Genomic DNA, 16,597 nt, shown 5'->3' on the forward strand with positions numbered 1-16,597 from the left:
ACATTCTTCGATGAATTAAAGCGCTTTCTGAAATAACTCGAAAGCAATTCTGTTTCAGATACAATAGCGCCCTTTTACTAACTTACCTTTAATAATCAGAGGTTAATGTGCTAGATAAAATCAAGATCCGCTTGCAGTTTTTACTTCCTAAACAAGGACTTACTCAACTTGCAGGTTGGTTCGCTAGTCGAAACGTTGGTATTGTTACCCAATGGGCAATAAAACTGTTCGCCAAAGCTTATAAAGTGAATATGAATGAGGCGCAAAAAAGTGAGCTAACTGCATACTCGACTTTCAACGATTTTTTCATCCGTGCGCTTAAAGACGGAGCACGCCCTATTGTTGAACCAGAGCATCAACTTGCACAGCCTGCTGATGGTGCAGTAAGCCAATTAGGTCCAATTGAAGATAACCTTATCTTTCAAGCTAAAGGACACAACTATACCGTTGAAGCCTTACTGGCAGGCCAATATCAATTAGCTGAAAAATTCCGTGGTGGAGACTTTATTACCACTTACTTATCGCCAAGTGATTATCACCGTGTCCATATGCCATGCGATGGCTTATTAACGGAAATGATTTATGTGCCTGGAGATTTGTTCTCTGTAAATCCATTAACTGCGGCTAATGTGCCTAACTTATTTGCACGTAATGAACGTTTAATCTGTGTATTTGATACCCCATTTGGCACTATGGTACAGATTTTGGTGGGTGCGACGATTGTCGGCAGTATTGAAACGATCTGGACTGGATGTGTAAATCCACAACGTGAAGGTGTTATTAAGCGCTGGACTTACCCTGAACAGCATTCTGAAGGTGCTATCTTCCTGAAAAAAGGCGAGGAAATGGGTCTGTTCAAATTAGGGTCTACCGTGATTAACCTATTTGAACCTAACAAAATTCGCTTTAATTCATCGTTGATCCCAGGTTACGCAACTCGTATGGGTGAGCTACTTGCAGAGTCAACTGAAGCACAACACACTGAAAAAACTAGTTAATTATTTGAACTATAATTAACTAAGCCATTATATCTCTGAAGGAGCTCCTCACTGTGCGTTTGATTATCAGTTTTTTAATTAGCCTGCTAATCGTATTTTCATCTAGCGCAGCACCTATTTCTGCGCAAGATGAAGCGCTGATTACACAGGAGCTCAAACAGCTAGATCCAAGTAAGAACCCGAAAGATGCTGAGATGGCTCAAGCATTACAAGGCGCTCTTAATTGGATCAATGAAGCCCGTGAGGCGGATAACAAGGCAAAGTCATATCAAGATGCCATTGATAACTTTCCTAAAATAATCAAAGAGATTAGGCAAAATCTACTCAGTGAATCCGATACGCCATCCCCGATTCCGACAGGCATTAGCTTAAGTGAATTAGAACAAAATATTACCCTTTTGAGCAGTCAACTGCTCGATCAGGGACGCTTAATGCAGCAGGAGCAAGATAAAGGTCGAGAGATCAGTGAATCTCTGAATGCCTTACCCCAGCAACTATCCGAAGCTCGACGTCAGTTAACGGATGCATCTGCTCGTTTTCAAGCGCTCAGCACACCCTCAACACCTTTAGCAGAAGCTCAATATACTCTCGCTCAAGCCGAAGTGAGTGCTCGCAAATCTATAGTTAATGAATTAGAAATGGCGCAGCTCTCCGCCAATAATCGCCAAGAAATTTCGCGTATGGCCCTTGAACTGGCGAAAAAACGCTATCAACGCCTTGAGCTCGAACTACAAAAATTACGCGATTTTCAAAATAGTCAACGCCAGCAAAAAGCTATTCTGGCATTAGAGCATACTGAAATGCTCGCAGAGCAAGGGGAATTGACACCGTTCCTAAAAGAACAGCTCGATATCAACCGTAAAATGTCTCAAGAATTGACGGAACAAGCTCAGCGTATGAGTGAAATTACCGCCAACCAAGCTGAAATATCGACGAATATCCGTAATGCTCGCCAAACATTGTCGACCATTCGAGAACAAGCACAGTGGATTAGCAGCTCAAGTACTTTAGGTGAGGCACTGCGCACCCAGCTTTCACGACTCCCTGAAATACCTAAAGGGCAACAACTTGATCGTGAAATGGCCGATCTACGAGTTCAACGTTTGAACTATGAAGATATGTTGGAGCGCTTATCCAAGCTAGATGTGTCAGTCCAAGAAACAGCTCAGGATTTCGATTCAACACAGTCTCAAGTCTATCAGTCACTGATGAAGACGCGTAAAGAGCTACTGACGTCTCTGATTTCAGGTTTTGATACAGAGATGCTGGAACTCACGAAGCTCAATGTCTCAACAGGGCAGCTGACTGACGCATTGAAAGAAGTCAAAGACGCGTCAAATCGTTACCTTTTCTGGGTTGCAGATGTTCCACCGATCAGTATTCACTACCCAGTGCTTGTCGTGACAGATATGACCCAGCTCTTATCTCTCGACACCTTGACACAGCTAACTGGTGCTCTTCAAGTTATGGTCACCAGCCAAGACTCTTTTTTATATCTGCTAGGATCAGTCATCTTGGTGATCTTTAGCCTGAGTACTCGCCGTCACTATCAAGCATTTTTGGACCGTTCGAGTTTACGCATTGGTAAAGTGACACAAGACCGTTTTTATCTCACCATTCGTACTATTTTTTGGTCAATTATCGTTGCACTGCCGCTCCCAATGATGTGGTCAGCGATCGGTTACGGACTGCAAAGTGCGTGGCAATACCCAATGGCAGCTGCAATTGGGTACGGTGTGAGTGCAACAACGCCGCTTCTGTGGTTGTTTATGATCAGTGAAACATTTTCGCGTCCAACAGGGCTATTTATCGCCCATTTTGGTTGGGATAAAGATGCGGTAAAACGCGCAATGCGCCACTATCGCTTAGCTGTTTTTGTGATTGTCCCGCTGGTAATGGCATTGATAACCTTCGAACATTATAGCGATAGAGAATTTGCAGCGACTCTAGGACGTTTATGTTTCTTAATTCTTTGTGTCGCATTAAGCCTGATTACTAATAACTTACGCCGCTCCAAAATCCCCCTATATTTAGATAGACATGGTTCAGGGGACAATATCATCAATACGGCTTTATGGTGGTTGATATTTATTGCTCCCGTGATTGCGGCTTTCTTCTCTGTTTTAGGTTATTTTGCGACCTCTCAAGCCCTATTAGCGCGTTTAGAGACTTCAGTGGCGATTTGGTTCGTGATTTTAATCATCTACCATACCATCCGCCGTTGGATGTCGATGCAGCGCCGCAAACTGGCTTTTGAACGAGCCAAGCAACGACGTGCCGAGATTTTAGCCCAGCGAGCAAAAGGCGAAGATGATTCTCAGTCTCCCAATGCAAGCGGAGAAGGAAGCATTGATATCGAGGAGCAAGTCATTGACCTTGATGCTATTAGCACGCAGTCCGTCGGGTTGGTTCGCTCTATTCTAACCATGATAGCCCTAGTCTCCTTAATTTGGCTCTGGTCTGAATTACACACGGCATTCTCATTCCTTGAAAATATTCGATTATGGGATGTAACGTCATCCATTAATGGTGTTGAGACAGTCCAAGCCATCACTATGGGATCGATTTTCATCGCTATTTTAGTGATTATCGTGACTGCACAATTAGTTCGTAACTTGCCTGCGTTATTGGAACTTGCCGTTCTACAACACTTGGATTTAACCCCTGGAACGGGCTACGCCATCAGTACATTGACCAAATATAGCCTGACAATTATCGGGACAATCGTTGGCTTCTCCATGCTAGGGATTGATTGGTCAAAATTACAATGGCTCATCGCTGCGATGGGGGTAGGGTTAGGTTTCGGTCTACAAGAGATCTTTGCCAATATTATCTCTGGCTTGATGATTTTATTTGAAAAACCAATTCGTATCGGGGATACCGTTACAATCCGTAACCTGACGGGTAGCATTACCAAGATCAATACCCGAGCGACCACGTTAACTGACTGGGATAGAAAAGAAATTATTGTTCCGAATAAGGCATTTATTACTGAACAATTTATTAACTGGTCACTCACTGATACGGTAACCCGTATTGTCATGACAATCCCAGCGCCAATTGATGTAAAAAGTGAATTAGTCACAGATACCATTTTGCGAGCAGCCGAACGCTCAACGATGATTTTGAGTAATCCAGCCCCTGAAGTTTACTTAGTTGACTTGCAGCAAGGGATCCAGATTTTTGAATTACGTATTTTTGCTGCTGAAATGGGACTTCGTATGCCAGCACGCCATGAAGTTCATCAACTGATTTTACAAGCCTTTGCTGCTCAAGGTATTAGTCTGCCATTCCCGCCATTCCAAGCGCGTGTGGATATTCGTGAAAACGCAATACAAAGTGCCACCAGCAACGTCACTGGTCGCAATCCACCCCGTAAATCGGGTGAACTTTAATTTGTCAAAACTGAGGGGATTTCCCCTCAGTCTTCAACCTTAAGGTATTCGCTGAATATGACCCAAATCATCACTGAACAAGATGAAATTATTAAGCTAAAAGTGGCACAATTTGAACGAATTGGTTCAATTCTATTCTTTTTGATCCCACTGGTTATCTTGCTTATTGTGGGTAAAACCTTTGCCTTTAATACACTGTATTTATGGCAAGGATTTAGCGTACTGTATCTGCTAGTTTACCGTTTTCAAGTCAGTAAATTATCAACAAAACAGCTGCAATTGAGTGTGCGTCGAGGATGGGGATATAACCGATTTTACCGATTTTGTTGGGGATATTTGATTTTATCGATGATAGGTTTAGCGGGATACCACCTGATATCCCACTAAAATTTACGCTTAGAAATTAACTTTCTTCATTATTATTGCCGTAGGTTTTAATGTAATTATCAGCAAGCTTTTGGGCTTGTTTTAACTCATCGGCACTTAACTGTTCAGCAATTTTCTTTTGCAAGCGCTGGCTTTCTTTATTGCCACTATAAACCGCTGTAGACAGCCATGCATAAGCCTGCTGGAGGTTCTTTTTAACCCCTTTCCCTTCTGAGTACATAACGCCTAAACGGTCTTGAGAATTAGCATCACGCTGTTTTGCTGCCTTTCTAAACCAGAAAACGGCTTTTTCATTGTCTAATGCAACGCCACTACCGATTGAATACATTTGCCCAATTTTAAACTGAGCAATCACATTCCCGCTTTGAGCCGCTTTTCTATACCAGTACGCGGCTTTTTCGAGGTCTTGTTTAACCCCTAAACCTTGTGCATACATGGTTGCCATGTTGGTTTCTGCACGAGTATCGCCATTTTTTGCAGCTTCTTCATACCACAACATCGCTTTATCATAGTCACGGCGAACACCAAAGCCATTGACATACATCGTTCCCAAACGGAACTGAGCATCAGAGTTACCCTGATCCCCTGCTTTAATAAACCATTCTGCGGCTGTTTTTGAGTCTTGGGAAACGCCTTGACCTTTAAAGTAACGTTCGCCCAAAATAAACTGAGATGCTGGGTCACCTTTCTCGGCTAACTGCGTAATGTGCTCTATCGTAGTCTGTTCCCCTGCGGTTGAATTGGCAGAGGTGGCAAGTAACAATGAACTATAACAAACAGATCCTAACAACAGCGCTAACGCAATTCTTTTCATCCTAAGCAATCCTCACCGTGCAGTATGATAACTGATAACTCCATGACACCCGTTAATATCGGCTAATCTGCAAGATTATATAGCCTAAACACTCTTTCCATACTCTGTAGTTTAAATTTACTGGTAGACCGACAAAATAGGATAAAAGACTTAATTTATATAAATAGCACTTTTCGTTACCATTTAGGAGCAAAAGGCAAATAAAAAGCCAGATAGTCATTTATTCTATCTGGCTTAATACTAACAATCATGCAAATTTACTTATTTGTTGTCCAAATATTTACTTCTTAGATAACGAGCCACTGCATCGTCTTTATTCGAACCAATCACTTCCATATGTGGAAGTTGATCTTTCAATAATTGATGTGCATTTTGCATAATGCAGCCTTTCCCTGCCAGCGTTAACATTTCTTTGTCATTCATGCCGTCACCGAAAGCAATACAGTCATGGGTACCAAAACCGTGAAGTGCCGTCACTTGTTTTAACGCCTCACCTTTAGATACTGACCCCGCCATGACTTCTAAACAGCTGCGTAAGGAGAAAGTCACGTGCACTTTGTCTTGCCAACGATTTTGAATACGCTGTTGCAGATCCACCAATAGGTCATGGTCTTCGCTCGTGTAATACACTTTGCAAACTTCATTCGTTGGAAAATCATGACGATCAAACAGTTGATAATTAAAAACTGATTCTTTAAAAAATTCTTTCTGTTCAGGGCTTTCGCGGTTAATAAACCAGTCATCACCGTGATAATAGTTGGTAATAATCTCAGGATGATCAAACTCCATTAAACAGAGTTCCTGAGCAATTTTAGAATCAACATTATGCTCAAAAATCAGATCCCCATTGGTATTGTGGATACGAGCGCCATTGGAGGTGATCATATACGCATCAATACCTAACCCATCACGGATCTGTGCCACATCGACATGATGACGTCCAGTTGCAAACACAAAGCGAACTTCTTCAGAAGCCACTAGTTGTTTTAATGTCTCTTTCGTATAAGAGGTTAAATCATGATTGGGAGATAAAAGTGTTCCGTCCAAGTCGGAAGCAACAACCGGATATTTCATACAGAATTCCCTAACAATAGCTAATGCTGGTCAAAAAAATCACAAATTGCATTTAGAGCCATCGCTCTTAATGCATCGATTTCAAACAGGATTTCGTGGTGAGCCCCTTCAATAATGAGAGGTAATTTTTCTTCTCGTCCTGTTTGCGCTTTTTGTCGGCTTTGACAAAAAGCTTGTAGCTCTCGATTGCTGACCACTTTCTCTTCGCTAGCTTCTAGCAATATCAGTGGGGTATCAATCTCTCCCGCTTTCGCAACCAGCTCTCGGCCAATCGCAAAACTTTCTCGTAACCAGTGGTAAGTTGGACCACCGAGACGTAATTCAGGATAATCCGCATAGTAACGTAAGTAACGTCGATAGCGTTCTTGGCTATGGGTTAATACATTGATTAAATAAGGTAAAGGCTGCCATTTACCCGTCGAAACCGCATAATCATTACGTACACTTCGACGAGGTTCTGCCCGCTCTACAATAAAACTCGCTAACCAATGAGGCATCGGTAAATTAACGCCAATCATCGGTGCACACAATGCCGCTGCGTCAAACGTGACATTATCCCGTAATAAATAACCCGCTAGAATCGCCCCTCCCATTGAGTGAGCTAAGGCATAACATTTGGGATAATGTCGATATTTGATTTCTAAATCAATAAACGTAGCAAAATCGTCAATATAGTCGGTAAATCTTTCCACATGCCCTTTTTGGGGATCCGCCAACATACGCCCTGATCGCCCTTGGCCTCGATGATCAATAATAAATACATCAAAACCTAAGTGATAAAAATCATAGGCAATTTCAGGATATTTTACATAACTTTCACTACGACCGGGTGAGATAACCACGGCTTTATGATGCTTGGCATGAATAAAACGGACATAACGGATAGGAATATTATCAACACCTAGAAACTCATCTTCTTCACGCAATTGCCAAAAATCTAAAAGTGGACCGTTGGTAAAGGCCGAAAACTCAGTTTCTCGATTTAACCAACTGGCTTTTAGGTTATCTGGCGTCATGCAGTTTTATCCTCATTCATAGCCTTCTAGGTGGTCTTGGATCAGCGACATAAACGCATCTCCAAAACGTTCTAACTTGCGTTCTCCAACCCCATTAATCAGTAATAGCTCAACGGGTCGGGTTGGGCAATGTTCTGCCATTTCAATCAATGTGGCATCGTTGAACACCACAAATGGCGGGATATTATTTTCATCGGCGATCGATTTGCGTAACTTACGAAGTTTGGCAAATAATTTCTTATCATAATTGCCATGATAAATTTTCGTTTGTTGATTCCGGCTTTTTGTGACTAAAACTCGTGGCACTGCCAATTGAAGAGGCATTTCCCCACGCAGTATCGGTCTTGCGGCTTCAGTTAATTGTAGAGCAGAAAAATGCGCAATATTTTGCGTAATCATACCAAGATGGATTAATTGGCGGATCACACTGACCCAATGTTCATTGCTTTGCTCTTTGCCAATACCGTATACCGGTAATTTATCATGACCTAATTCGCGGATACGTTGATTATTTGCGCCTCTCAGCACCTCAACAATATAACCAATCCCAAAACGTTGCCCCACTCGATAAATACAGGACAAAGCTTTTTGTGCGTCCATCAGCCCATCGTAACGTTTTGGCGGATCTAAGCAGATATCACAGTTGCCGCAGGGTTGCTGGCGATTCTCACCAAAATAGTTGAGCAGAACAAGACGACGGCAAGTTTGAGCTTCCGCAAAAGCAGCAATGGCATTTAATTTATGTCGTTCAATATCTTGCTGCATACCCGCAGGCTTTTCTTCTAAACAACGACGCAGCCATGCCATATCTGCGGGATCGTAGAATAAAATGGCTTCAGCTTCGACACCATCTCGTCCGGCACGCCCTGTTTCTTGATAGTAAGCTTCAATATTGCGAGGAATATCGAAATGAGCCACAAAACGTACATTCGATTTATTAATTCCCATTCCAAAAGCCACAGTTGCTACAACAATCTGTAAGTTATCTTTTTGGAAGGCATCTTGTACCCACTCACGCTGGGCGTTATCCAACCCTGCATGATAAGCCGCAACGCTCAGACCCCGCTTTTGTAAACGTTCAGCAGTCTCTTCTACTTTAGTGCGGCTATTGCAATACACAATGCCAGATTTACCTTTTTGCCCTTTAATAAAAAACCAGAGCTGATCTAACGGCTTGTATTTTTCAACTAACGTATAGCGAATATTTGGACGGTCAAAGCTGCTGACATGCACTAAAGGATCGTTCAATTCCAACAAACGAATAATATCCGTGCGCGTAGCTTCATCCGCCGTCGCTGTCAGCGCCATCACTGGGACATTGGGTAATGTGCGCCGTAATTGGCCTAACGCACGATATTCTGGACGAAAATCATGCCCCCATTGCGAAATACAATGGGCTTCATCTACCGCTAAAAGGGTAATATTCCACGAGCTAAGCTGCTGAGAAAAATAGTCCGTCAGTAACCGTTCTGGCGCCACATACAGAAGTTTAATTCGCCCTTCTGCACATAATTCCATAATTTGGCGCTGCTCAAGTGGGGTCTGCGAAGAGTTTAAACAAGCAGCTTCAACGCCATGCAACTTAAGTTGATCAACTTGATCTTTCATCAAGGAAATTAACGGCGATACCACCAACGTAATGCCCGGCTTAACCAATGCAGGAACTTGATAGCAGAGAGATTTACCGCCACCGGTTGGCATTAAAACTAAGCAATCGCGACCATCAAGGATCCCTCCAATGACAGCTTCTTGTCCTGGACGAAATGATTGGTAGCCAAACGTACTGTTTAGCACATTTTCAGCCAGTGAAAGTTGATTGAGCACGCAAGCGGTAGACACGAATTTCCTCTACAGATTGAAACAAATAGCTGCTCGATAGGAGCAGCTATTGGCAAGATATTACCCTGAAACTTAAGGGATGTCTGCTCAGATTACATCATATCATTGAGCATTACGCCGATCCCGAAACGGGTTTGGCGATGGTCATAGTCTATCATTGACTCACCATAACCGCTAAATAACTGGGTATAAAGTCTCACATGTTTCGTCAATGGATAGCTCCAGCCTAACTCTGCATTACCGTAACCCGAATTCCAATTATAGTGACCTGCGGCAGTCAGTACGCTATCCCCAAGAGCATAACCCACTTTCAAACGGTAATATCCGAGATATTTGTTGATATCTGGGTTGTCATCGCTACTTTCACTTTCTGGAATGCGATACCAAGGCTTCAGTTCCACCTGCCAGTTACCATTTTGAGCCATCGCACGGGCATAAATACGGTTCCAACTACGCGAAGTTGGATCTGAGCGGCCATTTGATTCATGGTTAAAACCCGTTTCGAATTCACGCAATGTCCAACCCGCTAACTCATTATCCAACGCCCAACCGACAAAAATTTGCGGCTCATAGTTGGTTTCACGAAACGGTGACGACTCTTTTTTATTACTTAATTGCCACCAAGAGCGTTGTGTATAAGACGCCGCCAAAACTGAGTTTTCCCCTGCAATGCCTCGCCAAATAGGGAATGCTAAACTTAATTGGAATTTGACTTCATCCTTTAAAGCATCTTTACCCCAGTCATAACTGGATATTGCTTGTTTATTAATCGATGAAGTATAAGTATAAATAATGTAGTTCGACTCATAGGGATACAATACAAACGGGTTATCATAATTTTGCAGTAACCCTGAGATGACACTCCCTCGAACCGGTGTATTTTCTAATGTACTTTGTTGTTCAGGCTCGTCGGTATTTTCTGTGGCTAAAAGTGAAGCAGACCAGAAACAGAGCACAAAACTCAACAACATTTGTAAAGCGCGCATTCGCCATTCCTATTTCAGCAGCAATAAAAAAAGTTTGTCGTATTTTACACCTAAAAATGATTACCTGATGCAAGATTATTCATTTGTTTTATAGATATTACCACAAACATAATGGTAACTTATCATTAACATTTCAGACAGGATCTCGCCAATGAATGACCGTATCTATACTTTCGATGAAGCCAGTAAATTCATGAGTGATGCATTTATCTATAGAATGCCTTTTAACCAGCTACTCGGTATTGAACTTTTGCAAATAAGCGATGACTTTGTACAACTGTCTGTCAAGAATCGCCCTGAACTCATTGGTAATTTCACCCAAAATATTTTACATGGCGGCGTAATTGCTTCTATCTTAGATGTCGCAGGTGGCATGGTATGCATCAATCGTATCCTGAAACGTATCGAGCCTCTCGTTCATCAAGAGATTGCAGATAAGATGTCAAAAATGGGGACCATCGACCTGCGTGTTGATTATTTACGTCCCGGCAGAGGTGAGGTTTTTATCGCCAGTGCCAGTCTGCTACGCGATGGTAATAAGATCGCCGTGACTCGCTGTGAACTACATAATGAAAAAAATCAGCATATTGCCACAGCCACAGCCACCTATTTAATTGGATGAAACAATTTGGCAAATAATTAATAACCTCATTAACTAATAGCTTGTAAAAAAACCTGAGCGATGTCACATTAATGGCATCACAAATCGAGCCAAAAAACGTATTGGCCTCGGTCTCTCAGTTTGACTTTATATCAATTTCAGAGCTATTCATGAGCCAGCAAAATACTACCAAAGGCGTATTATGTGCCTTGGGCGCCTATTTTATTTGGGGTGTCGCCCCTATTTATTTTAAAACGATTAAAGAAGTCCCCGCCGAAGAGATTTTGACCCACCGTATTATCTGGTCATTTTTCTTTATGTTGATACTGCTCACGCTCTCGCGTCACTGGAGCTATTTCCGCCAAGTATTAAAACAACCTAAAAAAATATTAGTTTTAGGTGTTACTGCGGTCACTATCGCATCTAACTGGCTGATTTATATCTGGGCAGTCAACAACGGTCATATGCTACAAGCCAGTTTAGGCTATTTTATCAACCCATTAGTTAACGTTCTGTTCGGTATGCTATTTTTGCATGAACGTTTTCGTAGAATGCAGTGGGTTGCTGTAGCACTGGCTCTCACTGGGGTTCTGATCCAACTATGGCAATTTGGTTCAATACCAATTATTGGTTTAAGCCTTGCAGTTACATTTGCCACTTATGGGCTACTACGCAAAAAACTGGGTGTTGACGCACAAACAGGTATGACGTTTGAAACCCTATGGTTACTCCCTGTTGGCGTTATCTTCTTGTTATTCTTTGCAGATAGCCCAACAAGTAATATGACCATGAATAGCTGGACATTAAACCTATTGTTGATTGCAGCGGGTATCATTACCACTGTACCTTTATTGCTTTTTACTGAAGCTGCTAACCATTTACGCCTTTCCACTCTGGGCTTTTTCCAATACTTAGGCCCAAGTATTATGTTTTTACTGGCGGTCTTTATGTATGGTGAGGTAATGACACAAGAATTGTTAATTACATTCGGGTTTATTTGGGTTGCATTAATTTTATTTACTTTAGATGCATTATATACCCAACAAAAGCTAAGACGAAAACAACATTAATTTTGCTAACTTATGGCGCTAACAACCATAAATGCTATTTTAAATAAATCCTGACCTTAATATTAAATTTATATTAAGGTCAGCGTTTCATTAAATGGAACTTTATTCGTTAATTTAATTAATACAATTAACCTGTTTATTAGCAAATAACCCTCTATCATTTCTTTGCATCATTATAAAATTTAAATAAAAAATAAATTATTCAATAAATTCAATTGGTTAACCAAAAAATCAATACTTGATTTTATACAAATAATAATTCATATTTAACTTAATTTAATTCAAAATCAACTTATACCCCAAATACATCAACTCATTGAAATAAAACAGTATATTTATTTATAGAAATAAATGATTGCTTAATAGTAACTTGATAATTATATTGTACGCCGCTTGTATTCACCCCAGCGGATGGTAATGGTCCGATTCATTACTGACGTTTCATTAAAGTGCGCACGATGTCAGGTATTTATATCTGCCCTGGTGCGAGGTTTTCTGAAATTGAATACAAGGCGTTCTACCACATACCTAATTAATTCATTTAAGTATGTAAAAAATACAAAAACATGTAGTGCTATAGCTTCCGTTATATGGCTGCATTTTAGGTTCGCTCCGCCTGTCTATTCAGAAAGAGCTGACGTTGTTAAGGGCTTTTGGGAAGGGCTTCAAAATGCAACAGAATACCGTTCACATGAAACGTGTACTGACCACCCCTGCGTTAGTGTTTTTCGGGCTGGCCTATATGGTGCCTCTCGGAATTTTCACCACCTATGGACAAGTGACTGTATTAAGTGAAGGGCACCTGCCTATCGCTTATTTAATTACACTCGCTGCTGTCTTTTTTACTGCCATGAGCTATTGCCGCATGACGAGCGCGCTCCCTCTTTCTGGGTCCGCATACTCCTATGTGCAAAAAACCTTTGGTGGTACTCTTGGATTCTTAGTCGGTTGGGCACAGCTCCTCGATTATCTATTCCTACCGATTATCAACTACATTGCAATTGGGATCTTTGTCCACGAAGCTCTCCCTAATATTCCAATGCCAGTCATTATTTGTAGCACAATTGCCATTGTCAGCTTAATGAACATTTTGGGTATCAAATTGGTATCTTGGATGAATATGCTGATAATTCTGATGCAATTTGTCTTCATTGCTGTCTTTTTATATATCTGTTTCCAAAACGCATTTGTCTTGGACATGGATGCATTAATGGCTCCGCTAACGGTAATGTCTTCACAAGCTTCCGGATTATTTGCTGGAGCAGCCGTGCTCTGCTTAGCGTTTTTAGGCTTTGATGCTATTTCAACCATGGCGGAAGAAACCAAGGATGCGCGTCGCTCATTACCAAAAGCCATTCTATATACGGTCTTTATTGCCGGTGCGATGTTTATTGCCATTTCTTACGGTGCCCACTTGATGTACCCGATGTGGCAAGACTTCATTCCGAATACGGATGTCGCCAGTCTCGCGGTGATGCAAAACGTTGGCGCTAAAATGCAACTTATCGGCGCATCTCTAATGGCATCTAGCTTTATCACCGCCTATGTCATCGGTGTGTTTGCGTCTGCAATGACCTCACAAGCAAGTATTGTGCGTATTTTCTACGCAATGGGCCGTGAAGGCGTATTGCCGCGTTCATTCTTTGCTTACTTGCATCCACGTCTGAATACACCAATTTATTCGATTATCTTTGTTGCGGTGGCGTCATTGTTATCGCTGGTATTGTCACTGAGCATGGTGGCATCCATGATCAGCTTTGGGGCATTAATCGCATTCACCTTTGTGAATTTGTCGGTGATTAAACATTTTTATATCGACCGCAAAGCCCCTCTTGATAGCACCAAATTGCTGACCTGCTTAGTCATGCCATCCATTGGTGTCATACTCACTTTATGGTTATGGACAAGTCTAGATGCAGAAGCCTTCACTGTTGGCTTATGCTGGCTAGCCGCAGGGGCAGGTTACCTCACGCTTCTGACTCATGGTTTTACTCGTCGTCCTCCGGCTATTTCTGACGCCGAAACCGAGATGATTATTAATTAATTTTTACTATTCGACTTAATGATTACGGGGAAGCTAAGCCTTCCCCGTTATTTTTTTAATTCTGGCTCCTAACGAGCCCTTGATACAGACGGTTTACGATGAATAATAAAATTGCTGATGTTATTTATTTCAACGGTTATATCTATACCGCAGACGGTCAAGATAGCGTTGTTGACGCTATTGCCTTAAAAGAAGGTTATATTCTTGGGACGGGGACATCAGATGAATTACATCAATATGTAGGACCGGAAACGGAAAGTATCGATCTTGAAGGTAAGATGATGATGCCGGGGATCATTGATGGACATATGCACCCATTTTGGGGTGGGATTCAGCTGTTCGGTTGTCACCTAAATTATGAATCCCTGACTATCGACCAAATTTTACAGCGCGTGCAAGATCACCTCGATAAAGATCCTCGTACCGGCGAAAATGACTGGCTAAAAGTCACTGCATGGTTACGCCAAGGCATGTTACCAGCAGGTATTGATATGTACCGTGAAGATATGGACAAGCTCAATACAAAGCGCCCAGTGGTACTATTTTCCAATGACTGCCATACCTTATTAGCCAATAGCCGTGCCTTAGAATTATTTGGCATCACTAAAGAAACCCCCGATCCAGCAGATGGCAAAATCGGTAAATATGAAAATGGTGAACTTAACGGTATTTTGGAAGATGCTCCTGCAATGCGTGCTGCCGATAGCATCCCTTCAATTCGTGCAGATCAGGCTGTCGAAGTCGCCGAATTAGTCCAAAAAGTTCTCAATCAACAAGGCGTTACCATGGTGATGGATGCGCGAGTTTCTGAACAGCAACTTGAAGCTTTCGCACAGTTACAGCAACGTGGCGATCTCACTTTACGCTTTCAAGCTGCCCGTGAAATTACTCCAGATAATACGCCAAATGTCGCTGCTGTTGCAGCAGCAGTCGATGAAGCCGTCGCATTTGCGAAGAAATGGCACCAAGCACAATGGACTCCTGAACCGGGAATTGGTCTGCGTAATATCAAAATGTTCGTGGACGGCGTGCTGCAATATCCAACCATGACCGCATCATTATTACAGCCATACCGTGTGAATAAAGGGACAGATAGCGCACCTAATTGGGTAGAAACTGATAACTACGGTGACCTGTATTTTACGGCTGAAATTCTTGATGAACTTCTCGAAAAAATTGCAGCTGCGGGCTACGATCCTCACTTACATACCGTAGGTGAAGGCGCGGTTTCCATCGTCTTAGATGCCATTGAAAAAATGCGTGCCGCCCATCCTGAAAAAGATATCCGCCCAGGATTAGCACATAATGAATTAGTTGATGCAAAAGATTATGAGCGCTTTGCGCGTTTAAAAACGATTGCTTGCCTCTCATTCCAATGGGCTGCACCAACACCAGAGTTAGCAATTTTTGAAAAAAATATGCTGGGTGAAACCCGCTTTGAACAACTTGAGCCTATCGCAAAATTCATTGATGCGGGTGCCGTTGTTGCTTTTGGTAGCGACTGGCCAATTGATGATTTCGATGAATGGTATGATTTGAAAGTCGCAGCAACCCGCCGTGGACGTGATATTAACGGGCAACCAGCCCCAAGACTGGATAACGACCGTGATATGACCGTGATCGAGGTTCTACGTTCAGCGACCATTGATTCAGCCTATGCGCAACATCGTGAAGATGTTTTAGGATCGCTTGAGGCGGGTAAATTCGCGGATATGATCGTGCTGGATCGCAATGTATTTACCATCCCTACAGATGATATTGAAAATGTGAAAGTGCTGCGCACTATTGTGGGCGGAAAAACCGTTCATATCGCTGCATAGTTTTTTAATTAGTTAAAATAGTAAAAGTGCCCCAATTATATTGGGGCACTTTAGTTTGGGTGCTTGATATCCCAACCGGTAATAAGAAAGAAGAAAGAGTGGGAAATTAACTGTCATTAAACTGAATTAATTTAGGTTAAATCGACTTAATTTCCCTACTCAATGATTAATTGATTTCGTAATCCAATTTCACCTGAACAACTGTATTGTCATTATCAATATGCAAATAGCTTAATCTATCCTTTATTAAAAATGAGCAACCCAATATTGTTACGCAAATAGAAACTACCGCTATCATTGCGTACTTTGTCATTTCTCCTTGACCTCTTTTTTATTAAGAGGCACACTCCCGATTGTCTGGTTGGGAGTGCAGCCTCGTTGGTGAATATCACTAACGGGGCTTTTTCTTTCCCAGACCAAAAATAAATGCTTGAACTGAGCAAGATCAAGCACCCAGCAAAAGAGTAGCAAAGTTAAAATAGTGAAAATATACCTATTTGCGCTTATCTTAATGAAATATTTTTATAATATTCAAATCTAGAATTAAATATAA

12 protein-coding genes are annotated in these 16,597 nt (G+C 41.8%); 7 read left to right on the plus strand and 5 right to left on the minus strand.

What is annotated here, in order from left to right:
* The first annotated feature begins 107 nt into the window (after window positions 1-107).
* The 3 genes from asd to PROVRUST_RS09490 are packed head-to-tail and all read left to right on the plus strand — an operon-like array spanning window position 108 to window position 4,780.
* The gene (asd, locus tag PROVRUST_RS09480; protein ID WP_006814573.1) at window positions 108-998 is read left to right on the plus strand and encodes an archaetidylserine decarboxylase; all 891 of its coding nucleotides are present in this window, start codon (window positions 108-110) and stop codon (window positions 996-998) included.
* Between the two features lie 53 nt (window positions 999-1,051).
* Window positions 1,052-4,393 carry a miniconductance mechanosensitive channel MscM gene (gene mscM / locus PROVRUST_RS09485; protein ID WP_006814574.1) on the plus strand — a complete coding sequence of 1,114 codons (3,342 nt, stop codon included), beginning with the start codon at window positions 1,052-1,054 and terminating at the stop codon, window positions 4,391-4,393.
* A gap of 57 nt (window positions 4,394-4,450) precedes the next feature.
* A complete protein-coding gene (locus PROVRUST_RS09490) occupies window positions 4,451-4,780 on the plus strand; it encodes a hypothetical protein (protein WP_006814575.1) in 330 nt (109 codons plus the stop codon).
* Between the two features lie 16 nt (window positions 4,781-4,796).
* Here the strand turns inward: PROVRUST_RS09490 and PROVRUST_RS09495 are convergent, their stop codons facing one another.
* The 5 genes from PROVRUST_RS09495 to pldA all read right to left on the minus strand — a co-directional run bounded on the left by PROVRUST_RS09495 (window position 4,797) and on the right by pldA (window position 10,509).
* Window positions 4,797-5,594, minus strand: a complete 798-nt coding sequence (locus tag PROVRUST_RS09495; protein WP_006814576.1) for a tetratricopeptide repeat protein — start codon at window positions 5,592-5,594, stop codon at window positions 4,797-4,799.
* A gap of 261 nt (window positions 5,595-5,855) precedes the next feature.
* Window positions 5,856-6,668, minus strand: coding sequence for a sugar/pyridoxal phosphate phosphatase YigL (gene yigL, locus PROVRUST_RS09500; RefSeq protein ID WP_006814577.1), 813 nt, complete (start codon window positions 6,666-6,668; stop codon window positions 5,856-5,858).
* 20 nt (window positions 6,669-6,688) lie between these two features.
* Entirely contained in the window at window positions 6,689-7,684 is a 996-nt protein-coding gene (pldB, locus tag PROVRUST_RS09505; protein WP_006814578.1) for a lysophospholipase L2, read from the minus strand.
* A gap of 12 nt (window positions 7,685-7,696) precedes the next feature.
* Window positions 7,697-9,523: an ATP-dependent DNA helicase RecQ gene (gene recQ, locus PROVRUST_RS09510; RefSeq protein WP_039854883.1), complete on the minus strand. Its 1,827-nt coding sequence runs from the start codon at window positions 9,521-9,523 to the stop codon at window positions 7,697-7,699.
* Between the two features lie 92 nt (window positions 9,524-9,615).
* A complete protein-coding gene (gene pldA, locus PROVRUST_RS09515; RefSeq protein WP_006814580.1) occupies window positions 9,616-10,509 on the minus strand; it encodes a phospholipase A in 894 nt (297 codons plus the stop codon).
* Between the two features lie 151 nt (window positions 10,510-10,660).
* Between pldA and PROVRUST_RS09520 the strand changes: the two genes are divergently transcribed.
* The 4 genes from PROVRUST_RS09520 (at window position 10,661) to PROVRUST_RS09535 (ending at window position 16,044) form a co-directional block, all read left to right on the plus strand.
* Window positions 10,661-11,131, plus strand: coding sequence for a thioesterase family protein (locus tag PROVRUST_RS09520; RefSeq protein ID WP_006814581.1), 471 nt, complete (start codon window positions 10,661-10,663; stop codon window positions 11,129-11,131).
* A 149-nt stretch (window positions 11,132-11,280) separates the two neighbouring features.
* Window positions 11,281-12,180: an EamA family transporter RarD gene (gene rarD / locus PROVRUST_RS09525; RefSeq protein WP_039854884.1), complete on the plus strand. Its 900-nt coding sequence runs from the start codon at window positions 11,281-11,283 to the stop codon at window positions 12,178-12,180.
* Window positions 12,181-12,850: 670 nt separating this feature from the next.
* Window positions 12,851-14,224 carry an APC family permease gene (locus PROVRUST_RS09530; RefSeq protein ID WP_006814583.1) on the plus strand — a complete coding sequence of 458 codons (1,374 nt, stop codon included), beginning with the start codon at window positions 12,851-12,853 and terminating at the stop codon, window positions 14,222-14,224.
* Between the two features lie 98 nt (window positions 14,225-14,322).
* Window positions 14,323-16,044: an amidohydrolase gene (locus PROVRUST_RS09535; protein ID WP_006814584.1), complete on the plus strand. Its 1,722-nt coding sequence runs from the start codon at window positions 14,323-14,325 to the stop codon at window positions 16,042-16,044.
* Window positions 16,045-16,597: the final 553 nt, after the last annotated feature.

Source organism: Providencia rustigianii DSM 4541, from assembly GCF_000156395.1.
GTDB classification, from domain to species: Bacteria; Pseudomonadota; Gammaproteobacteria; order Enterobacterales; family Enterobacteriaceae; genus Providencia; species Providencia rustigianii.

What these genes read in the sequence shown, in the direction of transcription:
- PROVRUST_RS09490 (WP_006814575.1), top strand. Translation starts at nt 4,451, where the DNA reads ATGACCCAAATCATCACTGAACAAGATGAAATTATTAAGCTAAAAGTG.
- PROVRUST_RS09495 (WP_006814576.1), bottom strand. Translation starts at nt 5,594, where the DNA reads ATGAAAAGAATTGCGTTAGCGCTGTTGTTAGGATCTGTTTGTTATAGT.
- yigL (WP_006814577.1), bottom strand. Translation starts at nt 6,668, where the DNA reads ATGAAATATCCGGTTGTTGCTTCCGACTTGGACGGAACACTTTTATCT.
- pldB (WP_006814578.1), bottom strand. Translation starts at nt 7,684, where the DNA reads ATGACGCCAGATAACCTAAAAGCCAGTTGGTTAAATCGAGAAACTGAG.
- pldA (WP_006814580.1), bottom strand. Translation starts at nt 10,509, where the DNA reads ATGCGCGCTTTACAAATGTTGTTGAGTTTTGTGCTCTGTTTCTGGTCT.
- PROVRUST_RS09520 (WP_006814581.1), top strand. Translation starts at nt 10,661, where the DNA reads ATGAATGACCGTATCTATACTTTCGATGAAGCCAGTAAATTCATGAGT.
- rarD (WP_039854884.1), top strand. Translation starts at nt 11,281, where the DNA reads ATGAGCCAGCAAAATACTACCAAAGGCGTATTATGTGCCTTGGGCGCC.
- PROVRUST_RS09530 (WP_006814583.1), top strand. Translation starts at nt 12,851, where the DNA reads ATGCAACAGAATACCGTTCACATGAAACGTGTACTGACCACCCCTGCG.
- PROVRUST_RS09535 (WP_006814584.1), top strand. Translation starts at nt 14,323, where the DNA reads ATGAATAATAAAATTGCTGATGTTATTTATTTCAACGGTTATATCTAT.